The 24027-nt window shown below is 70.3% G+C and carries 20 protein-coding genes, 1 tRNA gene and 1 pseudogene; 9 read left to right on the forward strand and 13 right to left on the reverse strand.

Annotated elements, in window-relative coordinates; translation table 11 throughout:
* Nucleotides 1–11 precede the first annotated feature (11 nt).
* The 5 genes from OG624_RS21740 to OG624_RS21760 all read right to left on the reverse strand — a co-directional run bounded on the left by OG624_RS21740 (nucleotide 12) and on the right by OG624_RS21760 (nucleotide 7412).
* On the reverse strand, nucleotides 12–1886 hold the full coding sequence (locus OG624_RS21740) for an ABC transporter ATP-binding protein (RefSeq protein WP_371639722.1): 1875 nt from the start codon (nucleotides 1884–1886) through the stop codon (nucleotides 12–14).
* Nucleotides 1883–5059, reverse strand: a complete 3177-nt coding sequence (locus tag OG624_RS21745; protein WP_371639723.1) for a lantibiotic dehydratase — start codon at nucleotides 5057–5059, stop codon at nucleotides 1883–1885. The genes OG624_RS21740 and OG624_RS21745 overlap by 4 nt, the downstream gene beginning before the upstream one ends.
* 127 nt (nucleotides 5060–5186) lie before the next feature.
* Nucleotides 5187–6389 carry a lanthionine synthetase LanC family protein gene (locus OG624_RS21750; RefSeq protein WP_051762346.1) on the reverse strand — a complete coding sequence of 401 codons (1203 nt, stop codon included), beginning with the start codon at nucleotides 6387–6389 and terminating at the stop codon, nucleotides 5187–5189.
* An 82-nt stretch (nucleotides 6390–6471) separates the two neighbouring features.
* Nucleotides 6472–6654, reverse strand: a complete 183-nt coding sequence (locus OG624_RS21755; RefSeq protein WP_033214638.1) for a hypothetical protein — start codon at nucleotides 6652–6654, stop codon at nucleotides 6472–6474.
* A gap of 173 nt (nucleotides 6655–6827) precedes the next feature.
* Nucleotides 6828–7412 carry a hypothetical protein gene (locus tag OG624_RS21760; protein ID WP_033214636.1) on the reverse strand — a complete coding sequence of 195 codons (585 nt, stop codon included), beginning with the start codon at nucleotides 7410–7412 and terminating at the stop codon, nucleotides 6828–6830.
* Between the two features lie 522 nt (nucleotides 7413–7934).
* Here OG624_RS21760 and OG624_RS21765 point away from each other — a divergent pair.
* The 3 genes and pseudogenes from OG624_RS21765 (at nucleotide 7935) to trhA (ending at nucleotide 11911) form a co-directional block, all read left to right on the forward strand.
* Nucleotides 7935–9194: a DUF6348 family protein gene (locus OG624_RS21765; protein ID WP_033214634.1), complete on the forward strand. Its 1260-nt coding sequence runs from the start codon at nucleotides 7935–7937 to the stop codon at nucleotides 9192–9194.
* An 81-nt stretch (nucleotides 9195–9275) separates the two neighbouring features.
* Nucleotides 9276–10256, forward strand: a pseudogene (locus OG624_RS21770) (site-specific integrase); the annotation flags it as partial.
* 824 nt (nucleotides 10257–11080) lie between these two features.
* Nucleotides 11081–11911 carry a PAQR family membrane homeostasis protein TrhA gene (gene trhA / locus OG624_RS21775; RefSeq protein WP_371639724.1) on the forward strand — a complete coding sequence of 277 codons (831 nt, stop codon included), beginning with the start codon at nucleotides 11081–11083 and terminating at the stop codon, nucleotides 11909–11911.
* Between the two features lie 67 nt (nucleotides 11912–11978).
* Here the strand turns inward: trhA and OG624_RS21780 are convergent, their stop codons facing one another.
* Nucleotides 11979–12338, reverse strand: a complete 360-nt coding sequence (locus OG624_RS21780; protein ID WP_371639725.1) for a PRC-barrel domain containing protein — start codon at nucleotides 12336–12338, stop codon at nucleotides 11979–11981.
* A gap of 507 nt (nucleotides 12339–12845) precedes the next feature.
* Here OG624_RS21780 and OG624_RS21785 point away from each other — a divergent pair.
* A complete protein-coding gene (locus OG624_RS21785; protein ID WP_371640860.1) occupies nucleotides 12846–14054 on the forward strand; it encodes a PP2C family protein-serine/threonine phosphatase in 1209 nt (402 codons plus the stop codon).
* A gap of 48 nt (nucleotides 14055–14102) precedes the next feature.
* Here the strand turns inward: OG624_RS21785 and OG624_RS21790 are convergent, their stop codons facing one another.
* A complete protein-coding gene (locus OG624_RS21790) occupies nucleotides 14103–14441 on the reverse strand; it encodes a MerR family transcriptional regulator (protein WP_371639726.1) in 339 nt (112 codons plus the stop codon).
* A 979-nt stretch (nucleotides 14442–15420) separates the two neighbouring features.
* Between OG624_RS21790 and OG624_RS21795 the strand changes: the two genes are divergently transcribed.
* Nucleotides 15421–15813, forward strand: a complete 393-nt coding sequence (locus OG624_RS21795; RefSeq protein ID WP_033214632.1) for an ATP-binding protein — start codon at nucleotides 15421–15423, stop codon at nucleotides 15811–15813.
* Between the two features lie 48 nt (nucleotides 15814–15861).
* A complete protein-coding gene (locus OG624_RS21800) occupies nucleotides 15862–16221 on the forward strand; it encodes a hypothetical protein (RefSeq protein WP_033214628.1) in 360 nt (119 codons plus the stop codon).
* Between the two features lie 104 nt (nucleotides 16222–16325).
* On the opposite strand, the gene OG624_RS21805 is transcribed toward OG624_RS21800, so the two are convergent.
* The 5 genes from OG624_RS21805 to OG624_RS21825 all read right to left on the reverse strand — a co-directional run bounded on the left by OG624_RS21805 (nucleotide 16326) and on the right by OG624_RS21825 (nucleotide 20403).
* Nucleotides 16326–16637, reverse strand: a complete 312-nt coding sequence (locus OG624_RS21805; protein WP_326748562.1) for an SCO5918 family protein — start codon at nucleotides 16635–16637, stop codon at nucleotides 16326–16328.
* A 51-nt stretch (nucleotides 16638–16688) separates the two neighbouring features.
* Nucleotides 16689–17093 (reverse strand): CBS domain-containing protein, encoded by a 405-nt coding sequence (locus OG624_RS21810; protein WP_371639727.1) that lies wholly within the window; start codon nucleotides 17091–17093, stop codon nucleotides 16689–16691.
* A gap of 46 nt (nucleotides 17094–17139) precedes the next feature.
* A complete protein-coding gene (locus tag OG624_RS21815) occupies nucleotides 17140–18654 on the reverse strand; it encodes a DEAD/DEAH box helicase (RefSeq protein WP_371639728.1) in 1515 nt (504 codons plus the stop codon).
* 310 nt (nucleotides 18655–18964) lie between these two features.
* On the reverse strand, nucleotides 18965–19168 hold the full coding sequence (locus tag OG624_RS21820) for a cold-shock protein (RefSeq protein WP_030647895.1): 204 nt from the start codon (nucleotides 19166–19168) through the stop codon (nucleotides 18965–18967).
* Between the two features lie 1164 nt (nucleotides 19169–20332).
* Nucleotides 20333–20403: transfer RNA gene (locus tag OG624_RS21825), tRNA-Gly, on the reverse strand.
* Between the two features lie 457 nt (nucleotides 20404–20860).
* On the opposite strand from OG624_RS21825, the gene dcd reads away from it, so the two are divergent.
* Together dcd and OG624_RS21835 are read left to right on the forward strand one after the other, a co-directional pair.
* Nucleotides 20861–21448 (forward strand): dCTP deaminase, encoded by a 588-nt coding sequence (gene dcd / locus OG624_RS21830; protein WP_033214616.1) that lies wholly within the window; start codon nucleotides 20861–20863, stop codon nucleotides 21446–21448.
* Entirely contained in the window at nucleotides 21445–21942 is a 498-nt protein-coding gene (locus OG624_RS21835) for a phosphoribosyltransferase (protein ID WP_030726602.1), read from the forward strand. Before dcd ends, OG624_RS21835 begins: the two co-directional genes overlap by 4 nt.
* 89 nt (nucleotides 21943–22031) lie before the next feature.
* Here the strand turns inward: OG624_RS21835 and OG624_RS21840 are convergent, their stop codons facing one another.
* Nucleotides 22032–22946 carry a YIP1 family protein gene (locus OG624_RS21840; protein ID WP_161294564.1) on the reverse strand — a complete coding sequence of 305 codons (915 nt, stop codon included), beginning with the start codon at nucleotides 22944–22946 and terminating at the stop codon, nucleotides 22032–22034.
* 302 nt (nucleotides 22947–23248) lie between these two features.
* Here OG624_RS21840 and OG624_RS21845 point away from each other — a divergent pair, with 302 nt between their 5' ends.
* Nucleotides 23249–24013 (forward strand): hypothetical protein, encoded by a 765-nt coding sequence (locus OG624_RS21845; RefSeq protein WP_371639729.1) that lies wholly within the window; start codon nucleotides 23249–23251, stop codon nucleotides 24011–24013.
* Nucleotides 24014–24027: the final 14 nt, after the last annotated feature.

The raw sequence follows: 24027 nt of genomic DNA on the forward strand, positions 1-24027 counted from the left end.
GGGCGGGGCGGTCATACGGGAACCTCCGTGCGCTCGGTCCCCAAGGGCGTCACATACGCCTCGGCCTGCAGCCGGAAGAGCCGGGCGTACGTTCCGCCGAGGGCCAGCAGGTCCTCGTGGGTGCCCTCCTCGATGAGCGAGCCCCCGTCCAGCACGAGGATCTTGTCGGCGATCCGGACGGTCGAGAACCGGTGCGAGACCACCAGGGACGTCGCCCGGGAGCAGATGGTGCGCAGGCGGCCGAAGATGTCGGCCTCCGCCTCCGGGTCGATCGCGGCGGTCGGTTCGTCCAGGATCGCGATCGGCGCGTCCCGCAGGAACGCCCGCGCCAGGGCGATCTTCTGCCACTGCCCGCCGGACAGCTGGTGGCCGCCCTCGAAGTGCCGTCCCAGCACGGTGTCGTACGTGGCGTCGAGCTGTTCGACGAACGGGGCGGCGCCGCTCGCCTCGGCGGCCGCGCGGATGCGGTCGGTGTCGTCGAGCTCCGCGACGCGCCCGAAGCCGATGTTGTGGCGGACCGGCATCTCGTAACGGATGAAGTCCTGGAAGACGACGCCGATGTTGCGCTGGAGGTCGGCCGTGTCGTACTCCTCGATGGGCACCCCGTCGATGAGGATGCGGCCCTCGGTGGGCTCGTAGAGCCGGGTCAGCAGCTTGACGATCGTGCTCTTGCCGGCGCCGTTCGCGCCGACGAGCGCGCAGCAGGTGCCGGCGGGGACGAAGCAGCTGAAGCGGTTCAGGGCGGTGATCTCGGTACCCGGGTAGCGGAAGGTCACGTCCTGGAACTCGATGCCGTGGGTGAGGCGGCGCGGGAAGGGCCGGGTGCCTCCGGCGATGCGCTCCTCCGGCAGGGACAGGTAGTCGAAGAGGTTCCCGGTGAACAGCGTGTTCTGGTACAGGGTGGCCACGCCGAGCAGCAGCCCGGTGGCCGCCACGTGCACGGCGCCCAGAGCCTGCAGGTACCCGGCCAGCTCGCCGAGGCGCCCCGTCGACACGGTCGAGGTGAGCGCGAAGACCAGCGCTCCGGCCGAGCCGGCCACGCTGACCAGTCCCAGTGCCGCCGACCAGCCGTGCCGCCGCCGCGCCAGCCCCCGGTCCACGCGGAAGAACCCCTGGACCAGAGCCCGGTAGCGGTCCACGAGGTACGGGCCGAGCTGGTACAGCTTCACCTCCTTGTAGGACGAGTCCGTCGTCGTCAGGTCCTGGTAGTAGAAGGCACGGCGGCGGTCCTGGGCGCGGTGGTACTCGACGGCGTAGCCCTCCTTGCTGAACACGATGTGCGCGGCGAGCGCGGGCACCGGGGCGAGGAGGATGACGACCGCGAGCCAGGCGTTCCAGGAGAACAGCACCGAGCTGACCATCACGAGCGACGCCAGCGAGGTGAGCGTGCGCAGCATCTCCTCGAAGACCTCGAAGGCCGTGCCGCCCCCGCTCTCGCGCAGGGCGCGCTGCAGCCGGTCGTACGCCTCGGGGTCCTCGTAGGCGCTGAGGTCCATGCGGGTGCCCTTGACCATGACCTGCTCGCCGATCTCGGCACTGAACTCCAGCTGGAGCAGGGAGTTCAGATACTGCGCGACCGACGACAGGACGTGCTCGGCGACCGCCACCGCGACCATCCCGGCGGCTGCCCCGGTGAGCCGGTCCCCGGCCCCCGGGACGTCCTCGACGGCGTCGGCGACGGCCTGCACCGCTTCGGCGGTGAGCCAGATCCCGGCGGCCGGCACGGCGCTGGTCAGCAGCGTGAGCAGGGCCAAGGCGGTCACCCGCCGCGGACTGAGCCGCCAGAAGGAGCGCAGCACCAGCCACCAGTAGCCCAGGTCCCGGGAGAGCCGGCGGTGCGCCTGCGGCACGGTGTCCCCGTCCCCGGTCGTGGATGACTCGGTCACTGGGGCCTCCCGCGCAGGCAGTTCAGGACGTGCCCCCACACCAGGTAGCAGCGGTTCTCGGCGGGCCGGTCCATCGGCAGCAGCCGGTTCACCTGCATGTGCGCCAGGCTGGCCAGGATGGCGTCCCGCGTGCCCCACAGCGTCCCGGCGGCCTCCGCCTCGGCGACGGCCAGCGCGGCGCGGCGCACGGCCGCGGCCTGGGCGTCGAGGACGGCGGCCAGCCGTTCGTGGTGGGCGCGGCCGAGCGGGTGCGGCCGGCGGTCCCAGGGCCGGAGCAGCTCGCACAGGTAGTCGCGGTCCTTGCGGTATCGCTCGCGGGCCTCCGCGTCCTGCGCCGGACGGGGCATGGCGTCCAGCCGCTCGCGGATGTCGAGCCCCCACTGCGCGTACAGCGCGTCCACGGCGGCGATGACGACGGCCTCCGGCTCCAGGCCGGGCTCCTTGTCCCACAGGAGGCGCAGCAGCCGGCAGGAGACGGCCGAATTCGCGGCGAAGAGCTCTTCGACGCGGTCGTACACGGCCGGGCCGCCGTAGCGGCTGACCTCGGGGTGGTACGTGGCCACTTCGAGGCGCTCGGCGAGCCCCCGGCGTACGAGCCCCTCGCCCCAGGCGAACAGCGCGGGCAGCGCCGGACCGGACCCCGTACGGGTCCTGATGCGCAGGTGGGCGTCGGGATCGGCGTAGCGGATGTAGAACCATCGGTCCGGGGCGGCGTCCGCGGCACGCATCTGCTCGACCAGGGCCGGGAGTTCGGTGGCGGCGATCTCGTCGTGAAGGTCCCGGGCCGCGTACAGCTTGAGGTACGACCATGCGGAGCCGGGCAGATGGGCGGGGTGCGCCGCCGGTACGGCCTTGCGCCGGATCTGCTCCGCGGTGCCGCGCGCACGGTCCTGCGGGGGCTGAACCCCCGGGGACGCGATGAGCGGGACGACGACCTCGGACAGGTGGCCGTGCCCCGAGCCGTCCCGCAGCCACATCGCGTCCGGGCCGGGCAGGGCCTCCTGGAGGGTGACGCGGCCGGTGGCGGTGCGCAGGTCGGCGAGGAGTTCCTCGACACAGACCGGGTGTTCGAGGTCGAGGAGCAGGCGGTTGTCGTCGTCCGCGAGGTAGACGTGGCAGGGGACCCCCCAGGTGTGGCGCCAGCGGGCCACGTCGTCCGCCGAGCGCGGCACGGGGACCGGCCCCGCCGTCGCGGGGGCGGCCTGCGCACCGGCGGGGTACAGGTTCCACTCGGCGGGGCGCACGACGACGCGGCCCCGTACGACGCGCGGCAGGTACGGGGCGCCCTCGACGGGTCCCCAGGTGAAGCCTGTGGGTGTGGCGTACCGGGCCCGGGAGACCTCCAGGAGGAAACGGCAGACATTGGGTGCGCCGTAGGGGCTGAGCATGTGGTTCTGGACGACGACCAGCTCGCGCCCGAGCCGGGCCGAGTAGAGGCGCAGGCCCTCGTCGGTGGCGCCCACGTGGATGTCGGCGAGGTCGATGACATGGTCCGGGGCGGCCGTGGGCGCGACGTTGACGGGGATCTCGTAGGCGTGGACCGCCGGCCGGATCGCCACGTTCGCGCCGCGGCCGTTGGCGGGCAGGTACGCCAGCTCGGCGACGACGACGTCCGGCTCCAGGGCCTCCCGGGCGCGGGCGTAGGCACGGAGGCGGTCGGTGGCGTCCGGTCCGAGGAGGTGGAAGAACCGGCCGAAGGTCCGGCCGCCCTCGCCGAGGCCGTCGCCGTTGAGGACGGCCCGCCATGCGCCCCGGTCGATGGCCTCGGGGCTGTCGGCGGCGATCTGGACGTACGCGTCGACGCCGGGGCAGGCGGGGCGGCCGGGAGCGGCTGCCTCCTGGCCGTCCTGGGGCAGCAGGCGCCGGAGCACCTCGTCGGTCAGCTCGACCTCGTCGCGGCCGTGCCGCCACGCGTCGGCGGCGAGGGCGACGAGTGCCCGGTGCGTGTGCGGGTCGCCCTCCGAACCGTGCTGGTTCATCACCATCGCGCGGGGCGGCGTGAGGTAGCTGTTGGGTGCGTCCAGGCCGCGTTCGGCGCCGAGGAGGTCCAGGACGGGGACGAGGGCGTCGGTGCCGAACCGCTCCATGAACGCCTGGTGGTACGTGGCGAGGTGGTCGTATCCGCCGGGTGCGGCCCGACCCAGCCGGGCCAGGCAGCCGACGGCTTCGGCGACCTCGTCCGCGACCTGGCGGTTCAGGACGCCCGCCGGGAGATCGAGGGCCGAATCGAGCTGCAGGGGCTGTGCCTTGTGGCCGGGGACGAGGGCGCGCTGCGCGGTGCGCAGCCGCTGGAGGGCGGCGGTGTCGCCGTACGGGGCCCGGCCGGTCAGTTCGGTGATCTCCCGGAGGGCCGCCACGGCGGGGTGGTCGGCGCCCGCGGTGGTGAGGCGATCCAGGACGTACGCCTCGGGGCGCGGTTCGGTGACGGGCGGCCGCAGATCGGTGACGAGCAGACCCAGCCCGACCAGCTCGGTGACGAGCGCGCCGATCCGCTCCGGGCCGGCATCGGGGAAGCTCGCGGTCAGCTCGGTGAGCAGCGTGGCGTACGGGACGGGAGCGGCGGGCGGGGCGAGGCTTCGGATCCGGGCGACGGGAGCGGTGTGGCGGACGCGTACCGCCCGGCGGTCGGAGGCGTCGCCGTGCACTCCGGAGGAGGGCAGGACGAGCCGGTCGCCCACCCGGTGGGCCATGGCGTTCATGGAGACGCCGAGCCGGCTCAGGACCTCCGGGTCCCCCTCAAGGCGTTGGACGAGGGCGAGGAGCCAGCCCATGTCGGTCCGCACGTGCGCGGCGCCGAGGGCGGTGTCGCCGAGGCGGGCGGTGGTGGTGTCGCCGAACGTGCCGAGGGCGACACCGGAGAAGGCGCCGAAGGGGGTGGGGCGGGTGCTCATGCGGGTGAGGTAGCGCAGGGCACGTGAGTGGACCCGCCGGGCTTCCTTGCCACCGGTGTCCGCGCCCGCGTTCCTGCCGGGCGCGTCGAGCTTCGCCAGCCCGTCGAGGAGCCCGCTTCCGGCGGCGACCAGTCCGTGCCGCACACGGGGGTCGTCGGCGAGGGCGCGCAGCCGGGCGCGGGTGCGGTCGCGGTCGCCCCCGTCGAGGGCGTCCCGCCAGACGTCGACGGGCAGGGCCGGCGCGCGCAGGAGGTGGAAGTCGAGGGCGTGGTATCGCGGCATGGGTGGGTCGGGTCCTTGAGGGTCGCGGTCATGGTCGGTTCGCCGCATGGTGGGTTCGCCGCGTGGTCGGTTCGCCGCATGGTGGGGTGACGGCGGGTTCACCCCATGCCAGGTCTCCGCAGGTCGGTCACTGGGGGAGCAGCACGGTCCACCAGCCGGGCCGGTGGCCCGTGGCGAGCGCGCGGAGGGTGAGCGCGATGCCGGCGGCGCCGGTGAGGAGGCCCGGGTTGTCGACGATGTGCCCCGTGGTCTCGTGGTCCCGGTAGAGGAGCGGCAGGTCGGGGTCGGCGGCGTCCACCAGCCGTCGGGCGAGGCCCGGGAGGGCGCGGGCAGCCCCCTGGCTTCCGTGGGAGGCGAACTCGTGGGCGAGTACGACGAGGCCGGCGAGGCCGTGGCACACGGTCGGCGAGCGCGGTACGTCCCCGGCGGCGACCCGGTCGAGCAGCCCGTCCAGCGCGGCGAACGCCCGGTCCTCCAGCCCCCGGTCGCCGGTCGCCCGGGCCACGGCCAGCAGCCCGGCGGCGACGCCCCCGGTGCCGTGGCACCAGGCGGGTGCCGCTTCGCGGTCGTCGGCCGGTACGGTCCGGGGCCACCGCAGACCGTGCCCGCCGCCACGGCCGACGGCCAGCAGCCACGCGGTGAGCTCGTCCAGGGCGGCGCGCTGCCCCGGGACCCGACGGCCTCGACGCCAGGCGGCGGCGAGGGCGGCGGCGATCCCGGCGGCGCCGTGGGACATGCCGGTGTCGAGGCGGCCGTGTACGGCCCAGTGCCCGGCGGTGGCGACCCACACGAGGTACCGGAGGCACCGGTCGAGGGCCTCTTCGACGGCCGAGGTCACGGGTGAGGCGGAACACAGCTGCACGGTGATCCCGGCGGCTCCGTACACGAGGTCGTAGTGGTGATCGGCGACGGCACCGGGCAGCCGGGGCCAGTCGGTGGCGATCACCTGCCGGGCGAGTTGTTCGTGCAGCCTGCCGAGACCGGGAAGAAAGCGCGACTCGTCGCGGGAGACGTCCTGCAGGGCGAAGGCGAGCCCGGCGGTCCCGTCGAAGAGACCGGGATGGTCCAGCGGGTTCTCCCGGGTGGCGGAGAAGGCGGCCCGTACGAATGCGGAGGCGCGATCGACCCCTGTGTGCCGGTGCAGGAGGGCGAGGCCGGCGTGCCCCTCGCTGAGGGAGGCGCCCGACCAGAAGGACATGTCGGTCTGCCGGGCGGCGCGCACGGCGGCGGCGTCGGCGCGCGCCGGTGTGGCGAGTCGCTCACCGATCAGGTCGGCCACGGCGCCGGCGCGAGCGGCGAGGCCGGGCGGAAGAAGTGCTGCGTCGGACATGTACGGCCCTGCCGGCTTCGGGGTCGGCCCCCGGCCGACGACGGCCGGGGGACCTACCACTCGACGTGAACGGACGGTGTGGTCAGCACTTGCCGTTCGTGCGGACGGCGGCGCAGGCCGCGGTCATCTTGATCGTCTGCTTGATCGTCTGCTTGATGACGGCCTTGCTGACGACGCGCGAGGCGATGCCGGCGGCCGGGGACAGCTGCGTCTCGGCCGGGTCGGCGGAAACGGTCACGCGGGCGTCGATGTAGAACTCGTCCATCGGTACTGCACCTTTCATCTCATACAAAGGGCCGCCCCCCGTGACGGAACACCGGGAGGCGTTCCGGTGGCGGCCCGGAAATGAAATTACCGACGGGCAGGAGACGGGTGAACCCGCCGAATTTCCTTTTCCTTCCCCGTCGTTCGGCGGGGAAGGACCTGCCGGTTCGCGGGTCAGCGCGACTGGAGGGCGTCCAGCCCGACGGCCATGCAGAGGGCGAGGACCCGGTCGAGGGAGGGATCCTGGACGCGGATGACGTAGCGGTCCCGAAGGCCCCACTTCCGTTCGACGGACAGGACGGGCTGCCCCTCCCGCACGAAGTCGAAGTGGTAGACGAACGGCACGGGCGGTACGGGTATCACGGGCACGACGAGGTCGAGGACCTCCCAACCGCGCCGGGCGAGGGCGACACCGAGACTCCGCTCCTTGCCGACCGCGGCGGCCCCGGCGCCCTCGGTCAGGTGCCAGGTGGACCGCACGAGCGAAGCCTTGGCGTCCTTGCGGAAGGCTCCGACGGACTCGCCGTCGGGCCCCGTGACGTCGTACGTGGCCCTGAAGTCGATGACCTGCCGGGCCTTGAACCCCCCGAGCTTCCGGGTCCGGTCCTCACCGCTCCAGAGGGTCAACTCCTCCTTGAGCGCGAGCCGCTTCTGCTCGGCGAACGCGAGCACCTCCCCACCGTCCGGCGGTGTGATCACGTAGCGGTTGACCAGCGGGGTGATCTTCTGCGTCATCAGATATTCGCTCAACTGCTCCATACGGGAACACTAGGCAGCCCGGAAGCGCCCCCTCCTACGCCTGAGGAGGGATTGCACGGGCCCCCACCCCCGCCGATCGGAGGGGTCGCCCCTCCGACCGTCCCCCGTACGCCCACCACCGGGGCCCGGCCGGGCGGCACACTCGGCGTAGCGCTCACGCCCGTTCGGCATCCCGCAGGCCGGCATGCCGGGGTCTTCCGGCACCGGCTTCGGCGCATGAGGAGGCACGGAGTCGAACCTCTCGGGCCGGAACGAGCAGTGAAGCTCCTCGGCGAACATGAGCGGCCGGTGCGCGTAGGGCTGATCGATTCCGTCGATCGGGCATGGCACTTCCTGCCTGCGCCGGCCGGAGGCGGGTTACCGGAGAATCACCGCCCCAGGAGAGCGGCTGCCCCTCCGCGCCCTGACCTGACCTGACCACAGTCCCGCACCCGCACCCGCACCGCCGCTACCGCCGGCGCCGCGCGTCCCTGGGGCGGAGGTGCAGGTGGCTCACCTGCACCGCCTCCGTATGATCCCCGCATGTCCTGGATACGCCGTCGCCCGCGCCGCACCGAGCCCCCCGCGGGCCGACTGCCCGATCTCGACTTCCTCGCCCTGGTCCGCGACGCCCTGGAGGAGGTCGCCCCCGGCTGCACGGCGGGCGCCGAACTCCAGGGCAACTCGCTCGAAAGCCCCCAGGGTTGGGCCGTCGCTGTCGGACCGCCGGGGCACGGGGACGACCGGCACTACGACCTGATCGCCTTCCCGGACGTGAGCATCCAGCCCGACGTGCCCTGCTTCGTGGACTGCGTGGTGGTGGTCACCACCGCGCGCGACGCGGCCGGCCTCTGGGCCCGTTCCGCCGGTGCCTGCCTGCTCGAGCTGCTCTACGCGCATGAGGAGCTCGCCGACCACCGCGGCCCCGACGACGAGCACGGTGTGCCGGGATGGCGGTCCATCAGCTCGGGCGCGCTGGCCTATGGGCTCTCCGACCAGGAGAACCTCCGTCTCCAGAACGCACTGGTGGAGGCGGACGTGCTCCGCGAGATCGCCGACACCTTCACGGCCGACCTGGAGCCGGTCCGGTTCAACGGTGTCCGGGTCTTCTACGGCGGTGTCCCCGGCGCCATGGAGGCCGAGGTGCGGGTCAACGGCGAGCGACACGAGGCCGCCTCCGCCGCGCTGGCCGCGCTCGGCCTGCCCGAGCCGACGGTCTTCACCGTCGCCCGGTCCTTCACCTTGGTGCTGCCCGCCGGCTCCGGCGAGGAGGCGCACGGCCACGGGACCGACGGGTGCGGGTGCGACTGCGGCGGCACCTTGGACCCGGAGCGCCCCGGCTTCGCCCACCCTCTCCCCCACCTGATCGGCGAACTCTCGCCGGCCGAGCAGGCGGAGCGGGTCACCGTCGACACCGGCGCGGTGATGGTCGCCGAAGGTGTCGGCAACTTCCTCAAGGTCCGGCTGCCGATCCGCCTCGACGACGGCCGCACCGTGGTCCACCTGGCCTGGGTGCGCCTGGCCGCCGAAGTGATCGAGGACTACACCCGCCGGGTGCACGCCGGCACCTTGGAGGGACTCCGCTTCGAGGGCCGCTTGGGCAACGCCATCGAGCCGTGGGGCGAGGAGCTGCTCCAGGCACCCGTCCTCCTCGGCGGCCAGCGGGAAGAGGCGGGCGGCTCGATCCGGCCCAGCGAGGTCATCGACTCCGAGCACCCCCTGCTGGCCCGGATCCTGCGCGAGAGCTGGCCGGCCGCCTTCGTACTCGGCGACCGCGACCCCCGGCGGCCATCCCGCTCCTGACCACGGCCAGGTGCCCCACAAGCGCTGCCGACTCCCGGCGACAAAGCCACGGCCACGCACAGGCACGGCACTTCAGCGCTTCTGCGCCCTGTACCGCTTGAGAAGAGCCGTGACTGGGCTCCCGACGGCAGTCGTCGAACGGCCCCGGAGACCTTCGCGACGAAGACCGATGCGCAGGACCGGCTCACGCTCACCAAGGCGGACATCCAGCGCAACCACTGGACCGACCCCGACGTGGGCAAGGTCAACTTCGAGGCGTACGCGCTCGAGTGGGTGGACGAGCGAGGCCTCGCGGCCACCACGGACGAGCTGTACCGCTGGCTCCTGCGCCTGCACGTCTTGCCCGGCTTCGGTGACCTCGACCTGGACGAGATCGCCCCGTCGACCGTGCGGACCTGGCGGGCCGAGCGTCTGGCCGCCACCGGCGCCACGACCGTAGCCAAGTCCTACCGGCTGCTGAAGGCCATCATGGAGACGGCGATCGACGACGAGCTGATCCGCCGCAACCCGTGCCGCATCAGGGGCGCGGGAAGCGAGCAGGCCAAGGAGCGCTCGACCGCGACCGTCGCCCAGGTCGACGCCCTCGCCGAAGCCATGGGCCCGCGCTGGCGGCTGATGGTCTACTTCTGCGCCTACGGCCCGATGCGCCCGGAGGAGCAGGTGGCCCTGCGCCGGACCTCGGTCACCCTCGACCCCCTCGCCGTACGGATCACCGAGGCTGCCCCGGAACTGAACACCGGCCGCCGCGTCGAAGGCGACACCAAGTCGGCGGCGGGCGTCCGCACCATCCACCTGCCGGCCTTCCTCTCCATGGAGGTCAAGCGGCACCTGGACTGGTTCGCGGAGAAGGAGCCCGACGGGCTGCTGTTCGTGGGGGAGAAGGGGGCGCCGTTCCGGCGCACGTCCTTCGGCCGCAAGTGGGCCAAGGCCCGCGCGAAGGTCGGACTGTCGAAGGACTTCCGCTTCTACGACCTGCGCCACACCGGCCACACCCTCTCCACCCAGTCCGGCGCGACCCTCAAGGACACGATGGGGACCCGAACAGCAGCGGCGGCGCTCGTCGATGGCCCGTCTGCGGCCGTACCGTGTCGAGAGGAGACTGGCGCTCAGACACACCTCCATGCGTCGAGGAAGGCTTTCCGCTCAGCCGGATCAGCTGATTTGTGGTCCGCGTGCAGGACCCGCCAGGCGGTGAGTTCGAGATCCCGGAGCCACAGCTCGCCGATGACCTGCGTCTTGAGGTCGGGGAGGTGGTCGGATTCGGCGAGCGCCTGGCCGATTACCTCTCCGGCTGCGACGCGCTGGGGTGGGGTCATCTCGTCGACAGCCGAGAGGATCTGACCGGCCAGACCGGTGCCTTCTCCGGCCAGCGAACTCAGCACGAACGTTTTGATGTTGGCGGGCAGCAGGTAGAGGGAGCCTGAGGTCCTCCACAGGTCCGACCAGAAGCGTTCTCCGGCCTCGGTGGGAGCGGGGAGCGCGGCCAGCAGTCCGAGGAGGTGCGCGGTGGCCGCGTACCCATCGGAGTGGGCGGATGCGACGACGGCGATGTCGGCGACGCGCTCGACGTCGATTCGGCCCGCTTCGAGGCGTGGGTCCAGTCCCAGTCGCTGTTCCAGCTGGTGGGAAAGGGGGGCGGATGCGTGGGAGCGGAACTCGGGAAGCATCGGCGGTCCTTGAACGTAGGAGAGCGGAGAGGCCCGTTCGGAAGCCCTGATCGTTCCCGTGGCCCGCCGACTTACACGACTTCCACGGCCCCAGTTGGCGGCAGGCCTCCAGGGCCGGAACCATGGACGGCTGAACAAACCGTGTCCGGCGGTGCCGGCCCGGTGGTCCGAGGCAGGCCTCGGGCAATGCTCCTGCGGGCAGGCTCCTAACATGAGCACGTGGTTGCCAGTGACGCCCAGCAGTCCGAGGCAGGAAGGGAAGCAGTGTCCCGCGACGACGTCGAAACCGGCGGTGTGTCTTCCGCACCGACGGTCGGAGGCTGTGAGGCAAGTGGCCCTCCCTCCGGATCGCACTGTGACAAGGCCGCCGAGGACTCCCACCCGGTTGCCGACCTGGTCGAGCGAGCGGCCGATCTGGTGGAGCCGATCAAGCCGAAGCTACGAGGCTGGCTTCACGCCGGAATGGTCCCCGCATCGCTGGCCGCGGGCATCGTCCTCATCTGCCTGGCTGGGACGCCGCACGCCACCCTGGCCTGCACCGTGTACTCCGTCACCGCCTGGATGCTGTTCGGGACGAGCGCCGTCTACCACCTCGGCACGTGGGGACCACTCGGTGAGGCCGTTCTGCGTCGCCTCGACCACGCCAACATCTTCCTGATCATCGCCGGCACCTGTACCCCGCTTGCCGTGCTCCTTCTTCCCCCTGACCAGCGGTCCGTCCTGCTGTGGATCGTGTGGACGGGCGCTCTGGCCGGCATCGCCTTCCGTGTCCTGTGGGTCGGAGCTCCCCGCTGGCTGTACACCCCCTGCTACCTGGCCCTGGGTTGGGCACCGGTGCGTTACCTGCCCGACTTCCTGGACAGTGGTGGGACGCCCGTACTCGCCTTGATCGTGACCGGCGGGCTTCTCTACAGTGCGGGCGCGGTTGTCTACGCCCTTCAGCGCCCCGACCCCTCGCCCCGCTGGTTCGGCTTCCACGAGGTCTTCCACGCCCTGACCGTGGCAGCCTTCACCGCGCACTACATCGCCATCTCGTTCACCGTCTACTGAGCACGGCAATGTTCTGCCCGGGGGCTGCTGTCGCCCTGGGGCGGGCGAGTTGCCGACTGGCTTCGGGTCAGGGTGCGAGGGGGCGGCGGAGGGAGAGGTAGTAGTTGCCGACGGCGGACAGATAGCGGTGGTCAGCCGTTTCGCTGTCGGTGGTGAACTGGGGAGCGGCTTTGATCTCTTCCCGGGTCCCTGACACCTTTACCGTCCGTGTTTCGGTGTCGATGCCGGCGACGGCGCCGGCCGGGATCAAAATGCTCTTGCCGAACACCCACACGCCGGTGTCGACGACCAGGTGTTGCATGCCGGGCTGGTCCTGCTGGCGGTCCACGTGCCCGATGGTTCCGTCAGCCGCCTCAACCGTGAACCCCACCAGTGACTGCCGGGACGTGTAGCCGCTGTCCTGTGCGTACATCCACACACCGCTCACAACCCCGTCTCCTCACGCTCGGCTCGAAGGCGACGGCCACAGCCACACCGCCGACTTGACTCGTCCATCCCCATGCCCCGGTGCTTGCCCCGCAACCGGGTCCTCTGAGGATTCCGGGCGTGTGCGCTACACCGGTGGCCGGGCGGCGTCCCCGAGAGGGCCGATGCCTGCTGTTCGGGTGAACCAGTCAGGCAGCGCGGACTGCACGGGCAGCAGCAGCCACCTGGCGTGCGGGTCCTCGGGCAGGGTTGAGGACGGTCGGCCCTGAGGGTTTCTCGGATCTGTCCCGGCCGTGGTCACGGGCTGCGACCCCGGATGGATGGCTTCGACGAGGCAGTGGGGGCCGACCGTAAGGCCTCGGGCGCTCGGAAGGAGCGTCAGGGAGCAGTTCTCGTGGAGGGGCCGGTCCCACGGTGTCGGAGGAGGAGAGGAGCGGTCATGCCCCCGACCGAGGAGCGAGATCCAGGCGCCCATCAGGGACGCGCCGGCGGAGAGCAGCTGGTGGAGGTGGACCTTGCGGGCGTGCTCGCGGCAGCGGAATCCGCCTCCCCTGTGGAGTCACTGGACGTCGTCGCACGGATGCTCAGGGACCGCCTGAACGCTGCTGCGGTCTCGTTCCTGATCGTCGACTTCACCGGGTCGTCAGTGGTGCGGCTCGGGGCAGCCGACAGCGTCGAGTCCGACGAGCCCCCTGAGCGCGTCGCTCTGCCCGGCACCCTCTACGCGGACGCGTTGCGCACACAGCGGCCGGCCCTCCAGCGAGAGGGCAACAGTCGGGTCAGGGTCGTGGCGCCCGTCACCAACCGCGGCGACGCCATCGGCCTGCTCGAACTCTTCCTGCCGGATCACCCCGACGACTTCGCGATGAGGCAGATCGGCGCGACCGCTCACGCCCTGGCCTACATCGTGATCGCCAATCGGTCCTTCACCGACGTCTACCAATGGGGTCGCCGTACACGGCCCCTGAACCTGGCCGCCGAGATCCAGCACCGACTCCTGCCCACCTCACTGGCGTGTGAGGCAGCCCAGTTCACGGTCGCCGGAGCGCTGGAGCCAGCCACGCACGTCGGCGGTGACACCTTCGACTACGTCGTCGACCGCGACACCATGCAACTCTCCGTCACCGATGCCATGGGCCACGACGTGGAAGCCGCGCTACTCGCCACCCTCGCAGTGGGCGCCCTTCGCAGGGCCAGGCGTGCCGGCGCCGAGCTCGAAGTACAGGCCTTGGAGGCCAACCGGGCCGTCATCGACCACGGCAGGCGAGGCTTCGTCACTGGGCAGCTGCTGCGCATCAGCCTGCTCGACGGGACCACTCAGTTCGTGAACGCCGGGCATCCCTGGCCGCTCCGCCTCAGGCGGGAAAGGGTCGAGCAGATGGTTCCCGAGGTCGATCTCCCCTTCGGTATCCAGCCGCGTACCGACTATCGGGTGCAGCGGCTGGACCTGCAGCCGGGTGACCGCCTCGTGATGCTCACCGATGGCATGCTCGAGCGCCGCGCTGTGGAGGTCGATCTGCCCTCTCTGGTTGTGCGCACGGGCGATCTCCACCCCCGCGAGGCCTCCCGCGCTCTGGTCGCCGAGATTCTGCGCGCGCATGGTGGCCGTCTCCAGGACGACGCGACGGTCATGTGCCTGGACTGGCACGGTACCCACCAGGTCACACGCAGCGCTGACGCCGGGGCGGACCTGGCGGAGGCGTCCGCACCCGAGTAGCACTCCTTCGACGACCGAGGCCCGCCGATCCCGACGGGCACACTCGGGTCAGGTTGAGGACGGCGACGCGGAAGATTCGGCGGCGCGGCGGTACTCGGCGTTGATGCGCTGCGCCTCCTCGAGCTGATCTTCGAGGATGATGATGCGGCAGGCGGCCTCGATGGGGGTGCCCTGGTCGACGAGCTCCCGGGCGCGGGCGGCGATGCGCAGCTGGTAGCGGGAGTAGCGGCGGTGGCCGCCCTCGGAGCGGAGCGGGGTGATCAGGCGGGCTTCGCCGATGGCGCGGAGGAAGCCCTGGGTGGTGCCGAGCATGGCGGCGGCCCGGCCCATCGTGTAGGCGGGGTAGTCGTCATCGTCGAGACGGCCGAACGAGTCGTCTGCTGTCATTGAACCTCTCTCATGGAACGCATGGAGGGGCCCTGGTGCCGTACGGCACCAGGGCCCCGAAGGAACTACTACACCATCTGTCGGCCCTGATACTGCGCCGACCCTGTGTTTCCGCCGACCCGGCCGACACGCTGCCGGGAGTGCGGGGATCGCGGTTGCTTGACCGGAGACCACCTCACTATCGATGTCCTGCGGTACCCGGACTCAAGGCTTCCGCCCGGGCGATCCTGATGGTGCTCGGCTCCTCCGTTCTTCCCTCGGTGATCAACTGCTTACTGCTGGTACTCCGTAATGCTCAGTGGCCTGACCCGGCGCCACTCTTCGGCAGCCAGCCCCGTTGCCCATCCTGCGTCTGCTCTGGCGTAGAACCCCACTGCCGAACTTCCCGGTGCGCGCGCCCACAGCTGACGCCTTCACCGAGGTGCTGCTCACTACTTCACTGCTGGGTACTGCGCACTGCACTTACAGGTACTGCCACTGCGTACTGCTGGTACTGCTCATGGCGGCCCCTGATCACTGCGGGCCACCCGGTCCGGTCGTCAGTCCCGTCGCCGTCCTGCAACAACCCTGGCTTCGGAACTCCACCACCGCACCGTCCTGCGCACTGCAACTTCGGGTACTGCTGCCCGGCAGTTCGTCTCTGCCAGGCCCTGCTGTCTCTCTGGGCTACGAGAGAAACCATAACCGTGCCACAGCCCAATGTCTACTCCGGCCGTCATAGATTTTCGTGCCTGTCGAGGAAAGCTAGAACTTCACGGTCGGCCCAGGATGCGCAGAGCAGCCTGCACAACAGGTAAGGGGCTTGGGTGATTCGCAGCTGAGCGCGTGCGGCCCCACGTCTCGTCGGTTGGCGTCGTGCTTCGACTGCTCTTCGATCCCTTCTTTGAGACCTGAGTCGGGTTGGCGTGCAGTGGGGTGGGGCACAGGGGTCAGGTAGGCGAGGGCCGGACGTGGACGATGCAGAGACCAAGGTGACCTGATGAACACAATGGCCGAGAGCGTCACAACCGTGCTTTCCACGGCGGCTGTTGCAGATGCACGCGATGCCGCGCGAGCATTCCTCGACCGTCTTTGTCTGCCGGCGATGGCCACAGAAGCCGCAGACACCGTGGTCTTGGTCGTGTCCGAGCTCGCCACGAACGCCGTGCGCCACGGCGGGGGCGCCTGCACCTTGGAACTGACGGCCCACGCGGAGAGCATCGAGGTGGCCGTTCACGACTCCAGCCCGCACACGCCGCGTATGCGAACCCCTGACCTGGACGGCGGTACCGGTGGGTTCGGCTGGCCCATGGTCAACCGCCTCGCCCGAGCGACCGCTGTCACCCGTCGAGCCTCCGGCGGGAAGACGGTGAGTGCTCTTCTCGACCGGTAGTCCTCCCCGTCGAGAGAACGGGACGACCGGTGCATAAAATCGGCTCCCATGTCGAAGCCTGACGAGCTGCTCGTTGACGTTGCCACCCTGGTGGAGTCCGGGCAGAGCAATCAGATGTCCCTGACCGTTGTCACCGGTGGCGCTGTCATCACCGGTCGGCTGGCACCCGAAGCCGTGTGGAGGCAGCGGGTGTCGGAGGTCCTGACGGATTCCGCCCGCCTGGGCCAGTTCGCCGCCATCTTCACCGCCACGACACCCCACGAGGGGCCGCCCACCCATCTGCACTTCCATGTGGCCCGCATCCTTCAGGGCACGGTGGGGATCCCGGAGACGGGTGGGATGTACCGCGTCTCGATCGCGGATGTCAGCGCCTGGACCATGGGCGACTTCAGCTACTCCGACCACTGACCGACATCGCGTAAGAACCCCTGGGTACGCGGGAGGGCCCGACCGGCGTGTGCCGGTCGGGCCCTCCTCGCTGTTCGGGTGTCGGCTCGCGCCGGTCCTGTCCGTCAGACGGTCACCGGGATGCCGAGCATCGTGGAAGCCTGCTGGAGCGGGCTGAGGACGCGCGTGGGCACGGCGGCCCGGGGAAGGCTGCGGCAGGTGAACCCGAGCTGGGTCATGGCCCGGAGGACTTCACCGGCGCTGAAGTCGCGGCGGTCCTGGCGCGTGATGACCTGACCGACCTGCTTGACGGGGTAGGTACGGCGCCCGATGATCACGGACTCGCCGACGACCTGCTCGGGCTTGATGCCCTTCATCGACTCCAGGACACCCCTCTTGGTCAGGTCGAACGGGAAACGGGCGATGACGCAGCGCATGTTGCCTCACAGGAAGGAGAAAGGGGGACGGTCGTGCCGTGGTGAGGCGGTTCAGCGGGCAAGGGCGAGGACGCCCAGAGCACTGCCCTGCTCATCGACGACCGGCAGGGCAGCGAGCCGGCGGTAGCGCATCGCGTGCTCGGCTTCGGCCATCGTGGTCAAGGGCGAGGTAACCGGCCCGCGGTCTCCCAGGAGGTCGCGGATACGGACCTGGTCCGTGTACGCCGCGCTGCCGCGGACGGTGGCGAGCCTGGCCTGGGTGACCAGTCCGGTGCACAAGCCGTCCTCGTCGCAGACGAGCAGATGACCCGCACGGGCACTGGCCATGACGGCCAAGGCCACCTCGACTGTCATGTCGTCACAGACCTGTGGACCGGCCGCCTCCATCGCGTCCTCCACCGTCCGGTGCACAGGGTTGGTGTTCGCCGAGCGGGGCTGCATCTGGACCAGCGTCAAAACGTGCCTCCTGCAGAGATGGGCCAGTTTCCTGATCACGTGCTTCTCAGGCCGCCGCATCGAAGGCGGACTGCCGCTCGCTCACGCGCCGGGCCGTCGAAGCGGGCCGACGCCTGCCACGGGAGGCCGCGCTGCGCTTGGCGCGTTCGACGACGGGTGCGGTGATGACGACGGGGATGCCGGAGGGGGCTTGGGCGCCGGTGATCCGGGTCAGTGCCTCTTCGCCGGAGCGGACCTGGGTGGTCTGCGGGGTGATGCCGGCGGCCTGCATGAGGCGGGTCATGTCGCGGCGCTGGTTGGGGGTGACGAGGGTGACGACGCTGCCGGACTCGCCGGCGCGCGCGGTGCGGCCGCCCCGGTGGAGGTAGTCCTTGGGGTCGGTGGGCGGGTCGACGTTCACGACGAGGTCGAGGTGGTCGACGTGGATGCCGCGCGCCGCCACGTTCGTCGCGACCAGCACGGTCACGTGCCCGGTCTTGAACTGGGTCAGGGTGCGGGTGCGCTGGGGCTGCGACTTCCCGCCGTGCAGCGCGGCGGCCCGGACACCGCTGTTCAGTAGGTCCTCGGTCAGCCGGTCCACGGCGTGCTTGGTGTCCAGGAACATCATCACCCGGCCCTCGCGCGCCGCGATCTCCGTAGTCGTCCGGTGCTTGTCGGCGCCGTGGACGTGCAACACGTGGTGCTCCATCGTCGTCACCGCACCGGCCGAGGGGTCCACCGAGTGCACGACGGGGTCGGTGAGGTAGCGCCGGACCAGCAGGTCGACGTTGCGGTCGAGGGTGGCGGAGAAGAGCATCCGCTGGCCCTCGGGGCGCACCTGATCGAGGAGGGCGGTGACCTGCGGCATGAAGCCCATGTCGGCCATCTGGTCGGCCTCGTCGAGGACGGTGATCGCGACCTGGTTCAGCCGGCATTCGCCACGGTCGATGAGGTCCTTCAACCGGCCGGGCGTGGCCACGACGACCTCCGCGCCTCCGCGCAGCGCTCCGGCCTGCTTGCCGATCGACATGCCGCCGACGACCGTGGTCAGGCGCAGCTTCACGGCGCGGGCGTACGGGGTGAGGGCGTCGGTCACCTGCTGGGCCAGCTCGCGGGTGGGGACGAGGACCAGGGCCAGCGGCTGGCGCGGCTCAGCGCGCTGTCCGGCGGTGCGGGCCAGCAGGGCGAGGCCGAAGGCGAGGGTCTTACCGGAGCCGGTCCGTCCGCGGCCGAGGACGTCGCGGCCTGCGAGGGTGTTGGGCAGGGTGGCTCCCTGGATCGGGAACGGCACGCTCAGGCCCTGCGCGCCTAGGGCAGCAAGCAGCTCCGCCGGCATGTCGAGGTCGGCGAAGGCCTCGACGGCGGGCAGCGCGGGAGTGATGGTCTTCGGCGGAGCGAACTCGCCCTGTACCGCTGCGGGTCGGCGGCCGTAGCCGCCCGAGCGGCGCGGACCCCCGGAACGGCTCGGGGCCGACGAGCCGAAGCGGCTACCCCGCTCCGAACCGGCGGCAGCGCCGAAAGCGGGGCCGCCGGTGCGGCTGCGGGTGCGAGAGGAACGGTCGTTCGTACGTGTGCGGTTCATTCAGAACCTTTCCTTGACGCGGCGCGTATCAAGGAATTCCCGCAGCGAAACGCAGCGCGGGGAATCACAAGAACGGGCCGAATGGAATGCGAAGGCGAATCTGGCCAACAGAAATTCTGTACGGGCGCATGCGCTGAGATGAGGTGGCGTCACGGGGGCGCGAAACCAAGAAATCGAGTGGGGTGAAGCGCCGAGCAGGCTGTAACCCTGAAATGCTTCATCCCGCAGGTGACACCACTGCGGGAAATGCGTGCAGCTGGGGCCCGCACCCCGAGGGATGCGGGCCCCAGCTACGAAATGCGCGTCAGCGTCAGGCGGGAACGATGTTCTCGGCCGTCGGGCCCTTCTGGCCCTGCGCGATGTCGAAGGTGACCTTCTGGCCTTCCAGCAGCTCGCGGAAGCCCTGGGCGGCGATGTTCGAGAAGTGGGCGAAGACGTCGTCGCCGCCACCGTCCTGCTCGATGAAGCCGAAACCCTTAGCCGCGTTGAACCACTTCACGGTGCCAGATGCCATGTCATATCTCCTTCGGGGCAGTACACCAGCATCCGCACTGTACGGACACCGTGTCGCCGCGATGATGCCCCGCCGGAAAATGACCGGAAATATGAAGCACTCGAATTGTGGCGCGGAGGCCGACTGGAGCGCTTGAAGTTTTTGGGTACCAAAACTGCAACCGAGACCGACAGTAGCACGCTGCAGCGGTTCGTGTGCGTTAAATATCTCCATCGTGTGCGGGGCGGAAAAACTCTCCCTGCGGGGTCCATTAAACTCTCTGACCGCCGGGATAGATATTGATTCCCCCCGAGTGCAGCGTTTCGCGAGCAAGGGCGTCCGCAGCTGCGACGTGCGGTCCAGGGGGCGTGAGCCTGCGGGGTGGGTCCGCAGCGCCGTCCCTGAGGGATCAGCAGCTCGCAGGGCTCCAGGGCGGTCTCGGGGGGCGTCCACGGCAAGGCGGCGCGGCCGGCCCCGCGCTCGCTACACGTCTGTTCCGCAGCGCCTGACTGTCACTGCGGTCGTTCGCGAAGCCGCTCCCGCAGGTGGAGGAGAACCTTGGTGTCGGCGATGTCGACCAAGGCTGCCAACAGGATCCGGATACGAGCGTCATCGCCATGGTGCACAGCCCGCACGATGGCCTCGACGGTGGCGGCCGCCTGGACGGGAAGGCATGGTGGGCCGGCCGTGGCCCACACGTGAACGGCAGGACCGGCCCTGCCCGGCCGTTCTGCCGGAGTGTCCTGCTCAGGGTCACTGCCTTCATCCACCGGCACCCGTGGGAACCTCCTGACGAGATGGTCGGCTCAACGGTGATCTCAGTGACCATCTCACTGGCACGGCTGGACCAGGCCGCCCCCGAGTCCCGGTGCGCCGCTCTCTTCGAGACTTGCATCAGTGGGGACCGGTGTGTGGAGCCTGTTCCGCTGAGAGGAGCCAACCCCTCCGACCAAACGCCCCTTATGAAAAGGGAATTCACGCGACGGAGACGGCGGGGTGGCGCAGGTCATCGAGGACGTGTCTCGCGCCGCGAGACCGGAGGGGGCTCGTGTGGTGCAAGTGGTGCGCGAACAGCCCTCCGGCCAGGGAGTTCCTGCGAGTTGGGGCACGCGGAGGGCGCGGCGAGGGGTGAGAGGTCTAGACAACGAAGAAGGCCCAGGTCGCTGACCTGGGCCTTCTTTCAAGAGCGGATGACGGGAATCGAACCCGCGCTATAAGCTTGGGAAGCTCATGTTCTACCATTAAACTACATCCGCACAGCGGGCCAGTTGCCTGGATCCCTGGCTTTGCTCACTCTACCTCATGATCGACCCCCGGTGAATTTGCCGCGGGGTCGTTGTCGTGTGTGGCGTACACCGGGACGTGTGGGTGCGGGAGTTGGGGCGTACCGTGTGATGCGGAGCGGCGGCTGGAGTGGGTGCCGATCATCCCCTAATGTGGCGATTCGTCGCAGTACGGCTCGTTGGGGAAAGGGACTCGATGGAGCACACCGTCGTCCGTTGTGCCGAAGGGCACGTTTTCAGTACCGCCTCCTTCCCGCTGCAGCACCTCGGTGCCGGCCGGATCGGGCCCGGGCGGCTGCTGCGGTGTCCGCGGTGCGCGCGGTTGCGGCAGGCGGTGCCCGTGGGTGGCGCGAAGCGGTAGTCGCCGGGCGGGCGCGCGGGGCGCCGCTCCGATTGGGGGTGGCCCGCGCGCTCTGCGTATCCTCGGGACGTGCTTCTCTCTGACAAAGACATCCGGGCCGAGATCGACAGCGGACGGGTTCGCATCGACCCGTTCGAGGAATCGATGGTGCAGCCCTCCAGCATCGATGTACGTCTCGACCGGTTTTTCCGGGTGTTCGAGAACCACCGCTACGCCCACATCGATCCGGCGATCGAGCAGCCGGACCTGACCCGCATGGTCGAGCCGGAGGGTGACGAGGCGTTCATCCTCCACCCCGGTGAGTTCGTGCTCGCCTCGACGTACGAGGTCATCTCGCTCCCCGACGACATCGCCTCCAGGCTGGAGGGGAAGTCCAGCCTGGGCCGCCTCGGCCTGGTGACGCACTCGACCGCCGGGTTCATCGACCCCGGGTTCTCGGGGCACGTGACCCTGGAGCTGTCGAACCTCGCCACCCTGCCGATCAAGCTCTGGCCGGGCATGAAGATCGGGCAGCTGTGCATGTTCCGGCTCAGCACGCCCGCCGAGTTCCCGTACGGCAGTGAGCGCTACGGATCCAGGTACCAGGGGCAGCGCGGGCCGACCGCCTCGCGCTCCTTCCAGAACTTCCACCGCACCCAGGTGAGGCACGAGGCATGAGCGACGTACGCGAGAACCTGACCTACGACGGCTTCGGGCGTGCCGTCCGCGAGCTGGCGCAGACGATCGCCGACGACGGCTACGAGCCCGACATCATCCTGAGCATCGCCCGCGGCGGGGTGTTCGTCGCCGGCGGCCTGGCGTACGCGCTCGACTGCAAGAACATCCACCTGGTGAACGTGGAGTTCTACACCGGCGTCGGGACCACGCTGGAGATGCCGGTCATGCTGGCACCTGTGCCCGAGGCGATCGACTTCACCGACAAGAAGGTCCTCATCGCCGATGACGTGGCCGACACCGGCAAGACGCTGAAGCTCGTCCACGACTTCTGCCTGGGTCACGTCGCCGAGGTGCGCTCCGCCGTCATCTACGAGAAGTCCCACTCCCTCGTGAAGTGCGAGTACGTGTGGAAGAAGACCGACGAGTGGATCAACTTCCCGTGGTCGGTCGAGCCGCCCGTCGTCAAGCGTGAGGGCCAGGTCCTCGACGCCTGACGGGCGGACGACAGCACCACGCAGAGGGCCCGCCGCGCACAGTGCGCGGCGGGCCCTTTCGTCTGCGAGGTACGAGGTGCGGGGGTGGGCTAGATCGTGCCCAGCTTGATGATCGACAGCAGGGCGACCAGCTGGATCGCGGACGCGCCCAGGGCCTTCGGCCACGGCAGGTCGTGCGACTTGCTCACCAGTGAGGTGAACAGGGCGCCGGCCGCCACCCAGGTGGCCCAGCCGAGCACCTGGACGACCATGTTGTCGCCGCCGAGGAACACGGCGAACAGCAGGCGCGGCGCGTCCGTGATGGACATGACCAGCATCGACAGGCCCACCGTCGGCTGCCACGAGCCGTCGCCGCCCAGCTGGCGGGCCAGCGTGTGCGTGACCGCGCCCAGGATCAGGCCGCAGATGACGAAGGCCACACCGGCGGACAGGACGATCGGGATGGCCTTCGGCACGGTCGCCTTGATGACGTCCTCGCGGGCGTCGTCGAGGCCGAAGACCGCGAGCAGCCCGTAGAGGAAGGTCACGATCAGCGCCGGACCCCAGACCGCGTAGTCGCGCATCTGGAGGAAGGTCTGCCCGGGCCGCGTCACGATGCCGCGGAGCAGTTCCTTCCACGGCAGCCGCGGTCCGGACGGCGCCGCCGAGGCCGCACCCGCCTGGTAGGTCGCGCCCTGGCCGTACGGGTCCTCGCCGACGGCGAAGACCTGGGTGTGCCCCGGGTTGTCGTTGTAGCCTCCGCCACCCCCGTGGCCTCCGTGGCCGTGCGGGGGCTGCTGCGCGTGCGGCTGCTGCTGCCCGTACGGGTCGAAGTACTCCGGCTCGCCGTGACCTCCCGGGCCCGGCTGCGGCCACTGCTGCTGCGGTGGCGGGCCGCCGACGGGAGGGTAGGGCGGGCGGCCGTACGGCGGCGGTTGCTGCTGACCGTACGACTGCTGCTGCTGCGGGGGTTGTTGCGGAGAGCGGTTGTTGTCCCTGCCGCGTCCGATCCTGAATCCAGCCACGTGATCGAACGTACCTGGTCCGGCGAGCATCGGTGGACGGGCAGCCGGAACAGCCACCCTTTGCGGCTGACCTGTGACATCCCTTAGGGGATCCCGGAGGGGCTGTCCTCACCCTGTGTGCGACCCCACTGCACGCCCGATTTACGGGGTTGTGGTGTGTTCTGCGGTCCTTCGTTACATTCTCGATGGGTTGCGCACATATCGGGTCCGTAGCTTCGTACTCGTCGCCGCCAGGCGGCACGAACGAGCACGAACGAGTACGAGTACGAGCACGAATAACGAGACACGAGAAGAGCCCTCACATGCGCACCACTCGCCGAACCACCCTTCGCAGCGCCGCCGTCGTAGTCGGCGCGGCCACCGTCCTGGCTGTCCCCGTCGGCTCCGCCTTCGCGTACTCGCCGGCCGGGTCGTCGACCGGGCCGGCCGCGAGCGTCCGCGCGTACGTCACCACCGTGAAGCTGGCGGGCGGGTCCGTCGCCAAGGTCTACAAGATCGGCGACAGCCACTTCGAGGCGGACCTCTTCGCCGGCTCCACGAAGCTGGACAGGCTCGTCAGCAAGGGCGGGGCGGCGTCGTACGGGCAGAACGACGGCCTGCACGTCGTGCTCCAGCCGAACGGCACGGTCACCTCCTGGACGGACGGCGTGTCGAAGCCGCAGCCGAGGCCCGCCTCCGAGAAGGAGATCAGGAAGGAGAGCTCCGTGCGGATCACCCTGACCGACGGGCGGATCGCCGAGCTCGTGGACGGCCCGAACGGCAAGCGCGTCGAGCTCTCCACGCCGAAGGGCCACGCCCTCGCCACGATCGACCTGCGACGTCCGAGCGTTCAGCACGACGGCTGGACGTACAAGCTCGTCCGTGACGGCAAGCACGTGAAGTTCGTCGTCATCGACGGCAAGGGCGGCGGGAACAGCTGGGTCTACGACTTCGACGGCAAGCTGATCGAGAAGTACACGGTGGACCCGACGGGGGTCGGCCGCCCGGTGCTGGTCTCCTCGGGCGGCGGCACGGCGGCGGCCGGCGCGGCCGGGCTGGGCTTCACCGCGCTGAGCCACCAGGGCTGAGGCCCTTCCCTCGG

Source organism: Streptomyces virginiae, assembly GCF_041432505.1.
Classification (GTDB): Bacteria; Actinomycetota; Actinomycetes; order Streptomycetales; family Streptomycetaceae; genus Streptomyces; species Streptomyces virginiae_A.

Bases quoted from the DNA above. Each gene is read 5' to 3' on its own strand.
- OG624_RS21805 (WP_326748562.1), bottom strand. From the start codon at position 16,637: ATGCGCTGCGTCATCGCCCGTTTCCCGTTCGACCTGACCAAGAGGGGT.
- OG624_RS21835 (WP_030726602.1), top strand. From the start codon at position 21,445: ATGAGCGACGTACGCGAGAACCTGACCTACGACGGCTTCGGGCGTGCC.
- OG624_RS21755 (WP_033214638.1), bottom strand. From the start codon at position 6,654: ATGGACGAGTTCTACATCGACGCCCGCGTGACCGTTTCCGCCGACCCG.
- OG624_RS21790 (WP_371639726.1), bottom strand. From the start codon at position 14,441: ATGACAGCAGACGACTCGTTCGGCCGTCTCGACGATGACGACTACCCC.
- OG624_RS21795 (WP_033214632.1), top strand. From the start codon at position 15,421: ATGAACACAATGGCCGAGAGCGTCACAACCGTGCTTTCCACGGCGGCT.
- OG624_RS21815 (WP_371639728.1), bottom strand. From the start codon at position 18,654: ATGAACCGCACACGTACGAACGACCGTTCCTCTCGCACCCGCAGCCGC.
- OG624_RS21845 (WP_371639729.1), top strand. From the start codon at position 23,249: ATGCGCACCACTCGCCGAACCACCCTTCGCAGCGCCGCCGTCGTAGTC.
- OG624_RS21820 (WP_030647895.1), bottom strand. From the start codon at position 19,168: ATGGCATCTGGCACCGTGAAGTGGTTCAACGCGGCTAAGGGTTTCGGC.
- OG624_RS21800 (WP_033214628.1), top strand. From the start codon at position 15,862: ATGTCGAAGCCTGACGAGCTGCTCGTTGACGTTGCCACCCTGGTGGAG.
- OG624_RS21760 (WP_033214636.1), bottom strand. From the start codon at position 7,412: ATGGAGCAGTTGAGCGAATATCTGATGACGCAGAAGATCACCCCGCTG.
- OG624_RS21765 (WP_033214634.1), top strand. From the start codon at position 7,935: ATGTCCTGGATACGCCGTCGCCCGCGCCGCACCGAGCCCCCCGCGGGC.
- OG624_RS21745 (WP_371639723.1), bottom strand. From the start codon at position 5,059: ATGCCGCGATACCACGCCCTCGACTTCCACCTCCTGCGCGCGCCGGCC.
- OG624_RS21750 (WP_051762346.1), bottom strand. From the start codon at position 6,389: ATGTCCGACGCAGCACTTCTTCCGCCCGGCCTCGCCGCTCGCGCCGGC.